This is a genomic window from Marivirga aurantiaca (assembly GCF_016679925.1).
Taxonomy (GTDB): domain Bacteria; phylum Bacteroidota; class Bacteroidia; order Cytophagales; family Cyclobacteriaceae; genus Marivirga; species Marivirga aurantiaca.
Genome location: NZ_JAEQBW010000015.1, coordinates 1 through 13,088, shown reverse-complemented (window position 1 = coordinate 13,088; position 13,088 = coordinate 1). Strand labels below are relative to the sequence as shown.

General features: G+C 35.7%; 11 protein-coding genes. 7 read left to right on the top strand and 4 right to left on the bottom strand.

Annotated features, from left to right (window positions below):
* Window positions 1-31: 31 nt before the first annotated feature.
* Both JKA74_RS19190 and JKA74_RS19185 read right to left on the bottom strand, forming a co-directional pair.
* Window positions 32-484, bottom strand: coding sequence for an SRPBCC family protein (locus tag JKA74_RS19190; RefSeq protein WP_201432868.1), 453 nt, complete (start codon window positions 482-484; stop codon window positions 32-34).
* 114 nt (window positions 485-598) lie between these two features.
* Window positions 599-1,099, bottom strand: coding sequence for a histidine phosphatase family protein (locus tag JKA74_RS19185; RefSeq protein ID WP_201432867.1), 501 nt, complete (start codon window positions 1,097-1,099; stop codon window positions 599-601).
* Window positions 1,100-1,301: 202 nt separating this feature from the next.
* Between JKA74_RS19185 and JKA74_RS19180 the strand changes: the two genes are divergently transcribed.
* Genes JKA74_RS19180 through JKA74_RS19165 form a run of 4 tightly spaced genes read left to right on the top strand, consistent with a single transcriptional unit; the run spans window position 1,302 to window position 6,813 of the window.
* Complete coding sequence (locus tag JKA74_RS19180) at window positions 1,302-3,074, top strand: DUF1800 domain-containing protein (protein WP_201432866.1); 1,773 nt, start codon at window positions 1,302-1,304, stop codon at window positions 3,072-3,074.
* A gap of 2 nt (window positions 3,075-3,076) precedes the next feature.
* The gene (locus JKA74_RS19175) at window positions 3,077-4,777 is read left to right on the top strand and encodes a DUF1501 domain-containing protein (protein ID WP_201432865.1); all 1,701 of its coding nucleotides are present in this window, start codon (window positions 3,077-3,079) and stop codon (window positions 4,775-4,777) included.
* Entirely contained in the window at window positions 4,749-5,636 is an 888-nt protein-coding gene (locus JKA74_RS19170; protein WP_201432864.1) for an outer membrane beta-barrel protein, read from the top strand. Before JKA74_RS19175 ends, JKA74_RS19170 begins: the two co-directional genes overlap by 29 nt.
* A gap of 4 nt (window positions 5,637-5,640) precedes the next feature.
* Complete coding sequence (locus JKA74_RS19165; RefSeq protein ID WP_201432863.1) at window positions 5,641-6,813, top strand: hypothetical protein; 1,173 nt, start codon at window positions 5,641-5,643, stop codon at window positions 6,811-6,813.
* Window positions 6,814-6,863: 50 nt separating this feature from the next.
* On the opposite strand, the gene JKA74_RS19160 is transcribed toward JKA74_RS19165, so the two are convergent.
* Window positions 6,864-8,699, bottom strand: coding sequence for an ATP-binding protein (locus JKA74_RS19160; RefSeq protein WP_201432862.1), 1,836 nt, complete (start codon window positions 8,697-8,699; stop codon window positions 6,864-6,866).
* Between the two features lie 198 nt (window positions 8,700-8,897).
* Window positions 8,898-9,542, bottom strand: coding sequence for a carboxypeptidase-like regulatory domain-containing protein (locus tag JKA74_RS19155; protein WP_201432861.1), 645 nt, complete (start codon window positions 9,540-9,542; stop codon window positions 8,898-8,900).
* Window positions 9,543-9,722: 180 nt separating this feature from the next.
* Between JKA74_RS19155 and JKA74_RS19150 the strand changes: the two genes are divergently transcribed.
* The 3 genes from JKA74_RS19150 (at window position 9,723) to JKA74_RS19140 (ending at window position 12,952) form a co-directional block, all read left to right on the top strand.
* Window positions 9,723-10,106 (top strand): ArsR/SmtB family transcription factor, encoded by a 384-nt coding sequence (locus JKA74_RS19150; RefSeq protein WP_201432860.1) that lies wholly within the window; start codon window positions 9,723-9,725, stop codon window positions 10,104-10,106.
* A complete protein-coding gene (locus tag JKA74_RS19145) occupies window positions 10,094-10,798 on the top strand; it encodes a YjjG family noncanonical pyrimidine nucleotidase (RefSeq protein ID WP_201432859.1) in 705 nt (234 codons plus the stop codon). The genes JKA74_RS19150 and JKA74_RS19145 overlap by 13 nt, the downstream gene beginning before the upstream one ends.
* Before the next feature lie 216 nt (window positions 10,799-11,014).
* Window positions 11,015-12,952, top strand: coding sequence for a DUF3857 domain-containing protein (locus JKA74_RS19140; RefSeq protein ID WP_201432858.1), 1,938 nt, complete (start codon window positions 11,015-11,017; stop codon window positions 12,950-12,952).
* Window positions 12,953-13,088: the final 136 nt, after the last annotated feature.

The window sequence follows — 13,088 nt, the reverse complement described above, 5'->3', positions numbered from 1 at the left end:
TCCCTGAGAAATCCGGGACTATTTTTTTTACCTAAAATCCATGCCTCTCCTGAAAAAATTTCCTGTAAATGGGCTTGCGATAGATAAACTGCCCCCAAAGTAATGGGTATAGTAAATAATCCATTAGCAAAAAAGGTGATTTAAAAGTGATGTCATCCACTATAGTTGCCCCGCCATCTTTGTCACTCCTTACCACATGGTGATGCTTCCAATATTTAAGAAAGAATGGCAGTCGAACACCTTCATCAATAAATTCGAAAAGCTGATCATCTGTATGATCATAAGTAATATCACTTATCCAATGTTGTTTAAAAAAAATAAAATTAAGAACAAGGTGTACCTTATCCCCTTTTTCACATCCTCCAAATTCTTTTAATTCTACAGGAGGAAAAGGAGGATTTAACTTTAGAAATAGTTCCTTGTTAAACCCTTTTTTAACATCCATATAATTGCTCTTCACTTTAGTGTTGATTTTCAAATGCATAAGTGTAAAAGACAGGGACGCTTAAATTGTTTAAGGAAGAAGGATATATTCTACCAAGTTTAGATAGCAGTGGGGTTTCCCACTATAAAACCCACATATATAAAGCTAAATTAGTTACTGGGATTTACTTCCATATTGATGCACTTTCACTTCCCTCACAGGGAGCCTCAATTCAAATATCTTGTCATATTCCGATTCGGCAATCTCCCCCTGAGGTTTCTCGGCACCAAGGACCTCAATCTGCTCTAATATAGTATTGGAATGGCCAATCACCACAATAGTATCCGCTGATATTTCCTGAAGAATTTTCGCAAAACCCTCATAGTCTGAAGGATTATACTTTCCCAATTCAAGATTTTTTGCATCAAGTAAAGGTTTAGCTGTCTCAATAGTTCGTAGATAATCTGAGCTAAAAACTGTATCCACCTTTATATTTTTAAACCACGATGCCAGATCAACCGAACGTATAACTCCCTCTACAGCCAATGACGGGTTATCATTTATTGAGTTTTCCTTTTCAGCATGACGTACAAAATATATAGTTTTCATATTCTCTCCGGAATTACAGGCGGAAAGTAGCATTAACGAAACTATTACGAATATTGATTTTTTCATATACCAAAGTTATACAATTAGGTTTCTCTCAATATGAAAAATTAGAATTTATTTTTGACAATCAAAACTACAATTCATTAAAAGGATAAAACCATTTACAAAGAAATACTTAATCTTCTAAACAACATCAACCGCACTTTAATATCGATCAAACTTAAATTTAACACGACAAATAGGAAAGATTTACAAAAAATAATTACTTTTGAAAGCAATAAAGTTTAAAATCAGCATGGCATTAACTCCTTTAAATGAAAATTTAGGTCACTACAGAGCGGCCCATTTATTAAGAAGAACTGTCTTTGGGGCTAATCAATCCACTATTGATGCTTTTGCCTCCCTCACTCCTACACAAGCATTAGCTCAACTTTTCAAAGATGGTTTAGAGCTACCATTACCTCCTATTGATCCAAACACCGGAACAGAATGGATGAGCACAGGAACAACAGACGCCAATAGCGAAAACTTTGAATTGGAGAATTATTTCATTCGTTGGCACCTGGGCCAGTTCTTTGGAGGACTATCGGCAGAACAGGATAAACTTGCTTATATATTCCGCGAAAAGTTAGTATTGTTTTTCCATACACATTTCACAACCAAGCGATCGGTTGTTAACAATAGTCGCGCGCTCTATTTTCAAAACCAGCTTTTTAGAAAATTTGCCTTTGATGGGTTTCTTCCTGATGGATTAAATTTTAAATCACTGACAGTTAAAATCAGTGTAGACAATGCTATGCTTGTTTTTCTGGATGGAAGGCTCAACGTAAAAGGAAGTCCCAACGAGAACTATGCCAGAGAGCTCCTGGAGTTGTACAGTGCTGGCAGGGGGCTTGAAGGAGCCAATGACAATACCGGGACAGAAGGAGATTATGGTACTTTTACTGAACAGGACGTACAAGCAGGGGCAAAAGTGCTTTCAGGATTCGATGTTGACAATGATTTCTCTACTATTGATCCTGATACAGAACTCCCCTCCGGGAAAATCAAAGGAAACGGGACCATTGCCTCACAGCATGATAATTTACCCAAACAGCTTAGTAACCGATTGGGTAGTATAGTTATCGAGCCAAATGCCGAACTATTGATCAATGGTGAACCTACAAGAGAAAGTGCAATTGATGAAATAACACAATTTATTGATGCTATTTATGGCCAGGAAGAAACGGCAAAGCATATCTGCAGGAAAATCTATCGCTTTTTCGGATATCATGAGATAGATGAAGCCAGACAAAATGGAATCATTACAGACCTTGCACAAATATTTACAGATTCAAACTTTAGCATCCAAGCTGTCCTGGAAGCATTCTTCAGCAGTCTGGAATTTTATGAAGGTAATAGTGGAATAGAAGATGATGCATATGGTAGTATTATAAAATCTCCAATTGATTTAGTAGTTGGCCATGCCAGAAAATTCGAAATAGAGCTTCCTGATTTCTTACAGAATGCGGATGAGTTTTATGAGATTACTGGTTTTATGATGAATAAAATAAGTGATATGGGACTTAATTATTATGAACCCTATGAAGTAGCCGGCTATCCTGCCTATCATCAATTTCCAATTTACTACAGGGGATGGATTACAACCTCCTATCTCACTCAAAGGTATGCTTACATTCAAAGTGTGAGTTCGGGCATGATGGACAATAATCCAATTACAGTAATGAGCCCTATTGAATATGTTGAAAAAAATATTGATTTTGATTTAGCTGCCAATGCCAGAGATTTAGTAGAAGAAGTTTGTAAACATTTCCTTGCCGTATCTGCCAACATTGCTTTCGATAATACAACAAGCGAATTATCTGAAGAGAGGTTGAATTATTTTCTCAATGCTTTTTTATTGAGTTTTGACATTGATGAAGATCCTGAAAGCACCTGGACATTCCGCTGGACTAATGGGGTGGATAGGGAAACTGTCAGCAGACAATTGCAGGACTTATTTAACGCTGTACTTCAATCACCTGAATATCAATTAATGTAGTTATGCAAAGACGAAAATTCCTTAAAAAATTGGGTTTTGCTGCCGGAATGCCTTTCGCACTTTCAGGTATACCTATCCAAGTATTGGCCTCGCATGAGCCATTCAAGAATCTTCTGCACAAAAGTACCAATGATAATGTATTGGTGATTTTACAAATGCATGGGGGCAATGATAGTATGAATACTTTCATACCTATTGATGCCTATGATCAATATTATAGCAGAAGGGCCAATATTGCTATTCCATATAAAAGTGGAAATCGTACATTAATTCCTTTAGACAGTACATTGGATCTCAAAGATCAGGTTGGACTACATCCTGACATGACGGATTTCAAAGCTATGTATGATCAGGGGAAAGCCGCTGTTTATCAGGGAGTATCCTATCCGAAAAATAATGGATCTCATTTCAGGGGCCGGGATATTTGGTTTATGGGTGGCGACTATGATGATTATTTTTCTTCAGGGTGGATTGGACGATACCTTAACCAGGCTTATGCTCCCTCAGCCTATCCTGATGATTTCCCGAATACTGCCATGCCTGATCCATTGGCTCTGGAAATGGGGAACGATTCTTCCCTTCTATTTCATCAGGAAGGAAATATTCCTACCTCTATTTCTCTGGGTAATAGTCCTGGACAGCTGCTTGATCAGATTGAAAATCTGGAAGGATTTGCAGATCAGGGAGTAGATCCTAGAGGATTGCCTCCGGAATTTCTTAATGGATCTGCCTATAAAAAGGAGATGGATTGGATATTAGGTTTGGAAGACAAATCGGAAACATACATAAAAAGGCTTCAGGAAATATATTTGGCCTCAGCAGATTCCAATGTAGCATATCCGGAAATTTACCCTTTTAATGCCCCTTCAGGAAGTTTAAGGAACCCGCTAAGTGGTCAGTTAAAACTGGTGGGCAAACTTTTAGGTGGTGGCATTAAAACAAAAGTATTTTTAGTGAAGATTGGCGGCTTCGATTCCCATGCCTCGCAAGTAGAAACGGCTAATACGACTATGGGCATTCATGCCACAAAAATGTATCATATTTCAGCTGCACTCAAAGCTTTCCAACAAGACCTGAAGAATAGGGGCATTTCAGAAAAAGTATTGACAATCACCATGTCAGAATTTGGCAGACGTATACCTTCCAATGGAAGTTATGGAACGGATCATGGTAAAGGTGGTGCAGTAATGCTTTTTGGAGATAAAGTAAATGCAGGAGTATTTGGTACTAACCCTGATATGAGCAAGGATAATATTGAAATGCAGTTTGACTACCGTCAGCTTTATTCCGGCATTCTACATGATTGGTTTGGAGTAGAGCAGTCAGTCATTAATCAGGATATTTTCTTCAAAGATTTTTTCAATGCCACTGATGAGGCAGGTAACCCTCTACCAACGGTTAAAATAATTTCAGATAAGATTACAAGTAATAAAGAGTGGTTGACAGAGCGGTATAATGTATCCGCACCTTATCCTAATCCAGCCAGAAATTTCACCCATATTCATGTAAACAGCAATACAAAAGGTACTGCCACTGTGGAAATACTAGACCAGAAAGGTGCTGTCCTTAAATCAATTAAAGAGCAACTAAACCAGGGCAAAACGGAGATAAAAGTAACAACTGATTTCCTTAAGCAAGGTATGTATTATTTAAAAATTGAATCATCCTACATCCATGAAACGAAGAAACTTGTTATTCAATAGAACAAAACCTTTTATATTCCTGCTCCTGATAGGTATGTTTTCCATTTCTTCAGCGGAAGGTCAAACATTCTTTAAAAAGAAAAAGAAAAGGAATCTTTCGGAGGATTTTCTGAAAACCCAATGGTGGTTAGGAATCAGAGGAGGAATCAATTTCACCAATGCACAGCCAATCACCCGCTATTCAGGCTTTAACCCTATCAATTATTCAGAAGAATCATTGGAAAAGGAATACAAAAACTTTGAAAACCCGGGATTTCAAATGGGTTTGGATATTACTTTCTACCATGCAGGCTTTTCGATTGCTACATTTCCCTCTTTTTACATTCATAACATAGGTTATGAAAGCAACAGGCAATGGGAAGGAGAAACAGAATTTGACAGATATGAAACCAATTATGCAGTGGATCAATCCATCACTTTTATAGACCTTCCAGTGGCTGTAAAGTATGATATTTTACAACACAAGGTCAGGCCCTTTGTGATGGCAGGAGCATTTTACAGTTTCAAATTTGCTTCCAATAAGGAAGTTAACATACGCGAAACAGATTATGCTTCAGGCAGCCCGCAATCGTATGACAGAGCCACTCTTAACCTCAATAATCCGGAAGAATTCATGAATAACTGGGGGGTATTGGGAGGAGCAGGTGTAAGTTTTGATTTCTGGAATATTCGAACCATTCTTGATTTACAGTACCGACATAGTTTTCGATCAGTTGTAAACTCGAGTGAAAGGTTCAAAGAAAGTGAATTTTCAGCATTTGGAGAGGTTCAGGATGATTACAGCCTACAAAATTATTCCGGCTCTATCAGCTTTGTTTTCCCACTTCGATATATCGATAGTCAATTTAAAGCATTATAATATAATGAGACAATTTTCCTTGATTTTAATCTTAGTTGTTATTTTCTCTTCTTGCAAAGAAGAGGAATTTGACCCGGAATCTGCATTTCTTCAGATTTATGATGACAACAACTACAATGTTTCCTATCAGCCAGTAGGCTTAGGAGCCTCTGATAGCAATATTTTTATGCTCGCAAAGCGCAACCTGGATGTGAGTGCTTTTTCCGGAATTAACCTGATTGTAGCTGATTTACAGGGTAAATTCAAGAGAGAAACACAACTGGAAGATCACTTTGTAGCACCCACCAATGGGTTAATCAAGATTGGAACTACCCATTACTTCGTTTGTATGGATAGAAATAGCTTAAGGCCCTATCTCGCTAGTATTTCATCATCAGGGGAACAAGTAAATTTTTCCGCCTTAAATTTATCTGCATCCTATCCGCTGGCAGCTGCCAAAAGCAGGGATAACAGAATTATTTTATTAAGCTATAATCCGGAGGACAAAGCTTCTGTTTTATCAGAAATTGATCCTGATGGTACAATTATAAAACATACTCAGTATTCTATTGGGCCTGGTGATGATGTACTTACTGCAGTAGTGAACCATTTCACCAAAAGAAGTGATCGACTGCCATTCTTTTGTGGACAAGCACCTGATGGCAGTTATTATTTTAATGGATTCTATAACTATACACTTTCATTGGTTTTTACCGGGTTTGGAGAAAATCCTACGGGAGTAATTCAAGGACAGGGATTAAATGCAGGGATGAAAAGCTTATTACCTATTGGAGGAAATAATTTCGCATTTATCGGCTTTCAATTTTCTGATCATTTTATTTCAGGCAACCTGGCGCTGTCTACCAGTGACATTACCTCCTCAGTGAATTATTTCAACAGGAATATTCCTGAAATATCTGAAAAAGCCAATAGCAAAATTGCTGCTTATAATGCAGAAATAACAATTATTGCATCAGAAACAGAAGGTCGGCAGGTAGTGTTATACTTTTACGATACAACAACAGGTAGTTTACTAAGTACTTACTATATCGGCACCTTGAATCCGTTCACTTTAGCTGATATTTTGGTTTTTGAAGATGGAAGTATTGCTGTCACAGGTACCACATTTTTAGCTGGGAGATTTGAAAGAGTTTATTTAATGAAAATTAGCAAAGATCAGGTGCTGGAGATCCTATAGCATTCAATAAAATGAAACCAAGGCAGGATTTATGTAGAAATAATGTGCGCTCAGGCTTGAGGAAATGCTACAATAAAATTAGCTCCTTTACCCAACTCGCTCTCGCACCAGACACTACCATTCATTTCTTCCACATATTTTTTTACAATCGACAAGCCAAGTCCTGTGGAAGATTCATCGCCTGTTGGTTTGGCACTTAAGGTTTGATACTTGGTGAAAAGCTTGTTTTGATCCGGCTTTGAAATCCCGGGCCCCTCATCCCTGATGTTAATATGATAGTATCCTTCTATTTCATCAGATCCGATATAAACGGTTGTATTGGTAGGTGAAAATTTGATGGCATTGCTCAAAAGGTTTTCATAAACCTGTCGGAGAAAAAAAGGATCTGCCAGGATAGTTAAATTACCTTTTAAGTCCTTACTTTCAAGCCTGATATTCTTAAATAAAGCCTTTTCCTTAAAATCTTCAATAGTATCCCTCATCACAGCTGCCATATCAACTTCATTCATCACATAATTGAGGGATTTTTTACCAATTGCTTCCAGGTCAAGGATGCGCTCAACCAGTTCTTTCAAATGCTGATTAGAAGATTCCAGCTTTTGATAAATCATGAGTTCATCCGCATCCCATGTGTCGTTTTTAAACCCCAAAAGGTTTATTAACCCGCTCATTTGATTAATAGGACTCTTCAGATCGTGAGCTACTATTCCTATTAGCTCATCCTTTTGCTTATTGATGTTGGTAAGCTCAATATTCTTTTTTTGCAAAAGCTGCCTTTGGTGTGATATCTCAGCTTTCTGAGAATTCAGTTGGTTCAGAAGCTTTTCCATTTCCTTACCTTTTTCAGTAAGAAGCATATTATCCCTTGCTCTGATACGATTGGTTTTTATTAGCAATAGAACGATTAAAAAGATAAAAATCAATCCCAAGCTGATGGAGATAATTATTAAACGCTGTAGCTCCTGTTCTTTTTGGGAAGCCAACAAACTTTGACTTTGTATTTCTTTTTCTTTGGTCAGGAAGTTTATTTCATCTCTCTGATTTCCTATAGATTGATCCCCTGCCAATGACCAAATTAGTTCAGAATAGTCATTTCCAAGATATTTCCTGATAATCTTATCTGCCTCTGCCTTGTATAAATAACTATCAAAATAATCTCTCACAGGTTTATCCCAACCTTTATCCTGCTGGTAAATAAATCTATACCCGTCTCTCTTCACTTGAAAAACACCTTGCCTTTTTACCTGGCGTCCTTGATTTATTTCAATCACATAAAAAGGTAGCCCTATATAACCAATAATTTTTTTGTTTTTACTTACCAGCTCGATGATATTTTCTTCACTAGCGGCTTCAATATATTCCAGATTTAGATCATAAATATTTGAAAGATTTTTAAGATCTGCCTCATAGGTGGTATTGGATATTGTAGCAGCCTCAAACCCATCAATTTTTTCCATCAGAACATCTGCATCTTTGAGAAATGGGACAGAAATATGAGTAATCAATACACTTACATCAGGCATATAAGCATTTGAAAATGCCACTAATTCAGCTCTTTCATCAGTGCGGGAAAGGTTAGAAACCCCAAAAGCATTGCCATCACTTTTAATTACATTACCCACCAAATCCTCAAAGGCACTTACTTCAATCCAATCCTGGAAAATCTTTACCTGATGTTTTTTCTCTACAAATCGAAAAAACGAATCCAATATTTCTTTCTCGATACCTTTAAGCTTTCCAAATTCATCCTTGTAAACAAATGGTTTTGATGGAAAATAGAAAATAGTGACTTTCCCTGAACCATTTTTCAAGATATCATTCCAATCATTTGCTAAAACTTGATTGGAAAATAATACAAGTACTAAAAAGAATAAAATATTTTTCACTTGCTGAATTTAATTCTCAATGGGCATCACTAACTTATTCCCACAGAAGAAAGTTTGTAAAGCATTTTTGTCTATTAGGAATACTGTAAAATTGAGTTTTCCATAACCCTGTTTATTGAACTGAAAACTAAATATATAAATATTAGCTGATTAATCTAATTGGAAATCAGATTTGATGAGTAAAGAAAATGAAATGAGTTAGTTATTGTTATTGTTGAAATCACCTCTTTTGATTGACCTAAATAGCTCAACCCATGCCATTGGATTTAATAGAGGATTGACAGGAACAGAGTTGCGTGTGCGGTCATAATAGGCTTGCTGTTGCACAAACCAACGATGATTCATGGAGCCATCAGCAGGTAGGTTCATGTACATTTCTTTTAAAACTGCCGGATCCATGTTTTTATTGATATTATCGTATTGAGTAGGTAGCTGCATAGCTAAAATCGCTTTTTTGAAAGCATCCGCAGTTGGGGGTAAATTATAAACCTGTACTTCATTCAGTACAGTAGTGTCAGCTTTTAATGTAAAAATTACTTTTAACGTTTGACCTTTTACCTGAGGAATAATATACTTACTTTTTTTAAAACCAACTGCACTAATAATAAGGCTATCCCCTTCCAAAGCAGGCATAGAGAAGAATCCGTATGAATTGGTAGATGTCCCCCTTCCAAAGACCGGAGTGTAAATATGCACCCCCGGTACTCCTGCACTGTCCTGGTCCAAAACAACTCCTGTGAATTGGATTACTTCTTGAGTGGATTTCCCTTCATCCTGCGAAAAGCCTAAAAAGGGCATCAAGAAAATCAAAAAAGCAGATATAATATATTTCAGTAAATTCATTCTAGGGCAAATATAACACTTTACACGCAAGATTCTAAACGATTTACCATTGTAATAGTTCCTTAAATATTGCCCGTGGCGTGAGAATCTTGTACATAAATAATTCAAAATACTTATTGATAATATGAAGCTAATAAAATTAGCTATATTATCTTTACAAAAAGATGGAATTTTAAAAACATGCGACTTAAAAATTTTACACTCAATTTTAGTGTTCAGGTTTTTAAATGTCTGGCTGATGATTCTCGTTTAAGAATTTTATTTCAAGTACATGAGAATCAACAAATGTGCATTTCTGATTTGGAACTTATCCTTAATTTCACGCAGGCTAAAACATCCAGACATTTGCTATATTTAAAAAACAATGGAGTGCTTAATTCGCGAAAAGTAGATCAATGGGTTTTTTACAATGTGAAAGAAGAAGTGAAGGACTTATTATCTCAATCCTTCAGATTTGTGGAGAAGGATCAATTATTACAAAAAGATTTAGAAACTTTCAAAGTGATGTACGCCAACAGAGAACTTGCTTTAAACAAACTACATAATAGAAAATGGGTTATATAAAGTCATATCAACACATTTTTTTTGATTTGGATCATACCTTATGGGATTATGAAAGAAACTCCACAGAAGTGCTTGAAGAACTGGTAAAAAAGCATCGTTTGACAGACCGTGGAATTCCAAGTGCACTGGAGTTTTCACAAACTTTTGAGAAAGTAAACCAAGTGCTCTGGAGCGATTTTAATAAAAATAAAATTTCCCGCAGTGCCATTCGTGACCAAAGATTTTTAAAAATACTGGCCAATTACCAAATTGAAGATAATGTTTTGTGCAACAAGCTATCCGATGAATACTTAATGCAGTGTCCAACCAAGCCTCATGTTTTGCCTTATACTTTCGAAATGCTGGATTATTTAAAGGAGAAATACCATTTACATATCATTACCAATGGGTTTGATGATGTACAATATTTAAAACTGGACAAATCCAGGCTTAAACCTTATTTCAAAACAGTAGTCACTTCCGACAGTGCCGGCTACAAAAAACCAATGGCTTCTATATTCAAATTTGCCATCGACAAAGCGGAAGCAAGGAAAGAGGAAAGTATCATGATTGGCGACAATTTGCAAACTGATATGTTGGGTGCAAGAAATTTTGGAATGGACCATATATATTATAATCCATCAAAACTAAGGCATCAGGCTAGCGTTACTCATGAAATAAGTTGCTTAAGTGATCTGCAACATATTCTATAATTTTATTTTTTTAAAAAAGATATTAAGTTTATTTTCATAACATATTAACTATCTAGTAATTAAGAAGACTTTTACTTGTGAAGTTATACCTAAGAATGAGAATATTTCATTCTTAATTTTAATTCTTTTACAAGATTGGAACAATAATTGCATAAATAGTCGCAGAAAGAAATGAATTTGTATCTGAATAGTAAGTTTATAACCTGAAATCTACCAATGACAACCACAAAACTAAAAAGCTCCTTATTTTTATTATTTATAGGATTTACGCTTTCTGCACTTGCACAAGACACTACCGGCTTTACAAGATTAAATAAAACAGATTTTCAGGTTTCTGATGCTTTTACTGAAAATGCGGATGCTGTTATTCTACGTGATAGTGGCTATAGCTATTATAATGAAAATATGGAATTAATTTTCCTCCACAATACCAGAGTAAATATTCTCCAAGAATCAGGGAAATCCTGGGGAAATGTAAGAATTCCCTATAACAAAGAAGATTCACTAATAAACATTGATGCTATTGTTTATAACCTTGATGGGGATAAAGTAATATCTACTCAGCTTAAAGCCAGTGAAATTAAATCTGATACCATTGAAGGCGGTATAGTAGAAACTTATTTTTCTCTACCGAATGTAAAAATAGGTAGTATTATAGAATACACCTACACGTTAAAAATAAATGAGTGGCAAGCAATCAATAACTGGTATTTTCAGAATGAGGTTCCGGTTTTGAAATCCACCTACTCTACTAAAATCCCTTCATTCATGTTGTTCTATAAGAATCTTGAAGGCGTAAGAGGCCTGGATAATTTAGAAAGATCTCTTGTGAAGGATTCTGTTATGGGAGAAGAGCGCTCAATGGTTATGGAAACTTACACAATGGATTCAATCCCAGCTTTTATTCCTGAACAAGATATTCCGGGTGGAGATTATTTCATTTCTAAAATCAAATTTCATTTGGCAGAATATACTCTTCCCGGAGAAGAAACAAAGTTTTTGCTACCTGAAAGCTACGAAGAATTAGCTTTTAACTGGGCAGGAGATCCATATTTTAAGCAAGTGTACTCCAGGTCTAACATTTTAGTAGATAGAATAAATCAAATCTATCATAAGGAGTTCTCACCTCTTAAAAATATACAGAGCTTCTTTTATTTTATCAGAAATAATTTTACTGAGGATATTAGCCAGGAAAGTACAGAATTGGAAGATGTGTACAAAACAAAACGTGGAAGTGCACAACAAATCAATATGCTATTGACAAAAATACTCAATCAGGCAGGCTTTGATGCTTATCTGATTGCTTTAAGTACCATCGACAACAGGCCAACTTATCCGGAGTATCCGAATTTTGAAGTATTCAATCATTTTGTATCAATGGTCAGAGTAAATGGTCAAAATTATTTTATTGACGCCTCAGATAAAAACCTGTTATTTAATATGCTGGAGCCAAACAGTGTAAACAACAGTGGACTGGTAATCTCAAGAACAGCCCCCGGATTTGTTCCATTTGAGTTTAACTTCCAGGATAAGGAACAGACTGTAGGTGATTTTACCATAAGTGATACTGCTACGGTAAGTGGCACACTTGAAGTGAAAAGGGAAGGATATAGTGTTTATAACTTTGATACAAGATTCTTAAGTAGTAACAGAACTTACAATGATTATTTAATAGAGACACTTTTCAGTAATCTCAAATGGGATATCAAAAAGCATGAAGTAAATGACTTGTTTGAAGGTAATAAAGTCATTAAAGAATATTTAGAGTTCAAAAGACCTGTTGATTCAATAGCAAAAAACTATATGCGTATCAAGCCTATCGTTTTTAACGAATATGAAGTGAATCCTTTCCCTGAAAAAGAAAGGCAAAACCCTCTTACAATTTACACCCCAATTTTAAGAAAAGCCAGCTACAATTATACTATACCCGAAGGTTGGGAACTTAAAAAAGTACCTCAATCGAGAAGCTTTGCTTTAAATGGAAACAAAGCAAGATTTATGTATAATAGCAAGATGAATGGCTCCAAATTAACCATTGAATATTCACTGGAAGTAGATCAGGTAATTTATATGAGCTCAGAATATACAGAATTACGAAGCTTCTTTGAAATGGTGGTACAGCTACTGAACCAGGATATTATATTGATCAAATAAAATTGTTACAGATTTAATTGCCAAAAATAGTTGGTAAAATGCCTTAAAACTGATTGTAAACAACTGATATTAAGATAGATATACTTATTTTGACTAGAGCTCATTGAAATGTGTTTCAATGAGCTTTTTTTTGTAT

Excerpts from the sequence above, each read along its gene's own strand:
- JKA74_RS19155 (WP_201432861.1), bottom strand. The coding sequence starts at position 9,542 with ATGAATTTACTGAAATATATTATATCTGCTTTTTTGATTTTCTTGATG.
- JKA74_RS19185 (WP_201432867.1), bottom strand. The coding sequence starts at position 1,099 with ATGAAAAAATCAATATTCGTAATAGTTTCGTTAATGCTACTTTCCGCC.
- JKA74_RS19190 (WP_201432868.1), bottom strand. The coding sequence starts at position 484 with ATGCATTTGAAAATCAACACTAAAGTGAAGAGCAATTATATGGATGTT.
- JKA74_RS19175 (WP_201432865.1), top strand. The coding sequence starts at position 3,077 with ATGCAAAGACGAAAATTCCTTAAAAAATTGGGTTTTGCTGCCGGAATG.
- JKA74_RS19140 (WP_201432858.1), top strand. The coding sequence starts at position 11,015 with ATGACAACCACAAAACTAAAAAGCTCCTTATTTTTATTATTTATAGGA.
- JKA74_RS19150 (WP_201432860.1), top strand. The coding sequence starts at position 9,723 with ATGCGACTTAAAAATTTTACACTCAATTTTAGTGTTCAGGTTTTTAAA.
- JKA74_RS19170 (WP_201432864.1), top strand. The coding sequence starts at position 4,749 with ATGAAACGAAGAAACTTGTTATTCAATAGAACAAAACCTTTTATATTC.
- JKA74_RS19165 (WP_201432863.1), top strand. The coding sequence starts at position 5,641 with ATGAGACAATTTTCCTTGATTTTAATCTTAGTTGTTATTTTCTCTTCT.
- JKA74_RS19145 (WP_201432859.1), top strand. The coding sequence starts at position 10,094 with ATGGGTTATATAAAGTCATATCAACACATTTTTTTTGATTTGGATCAT.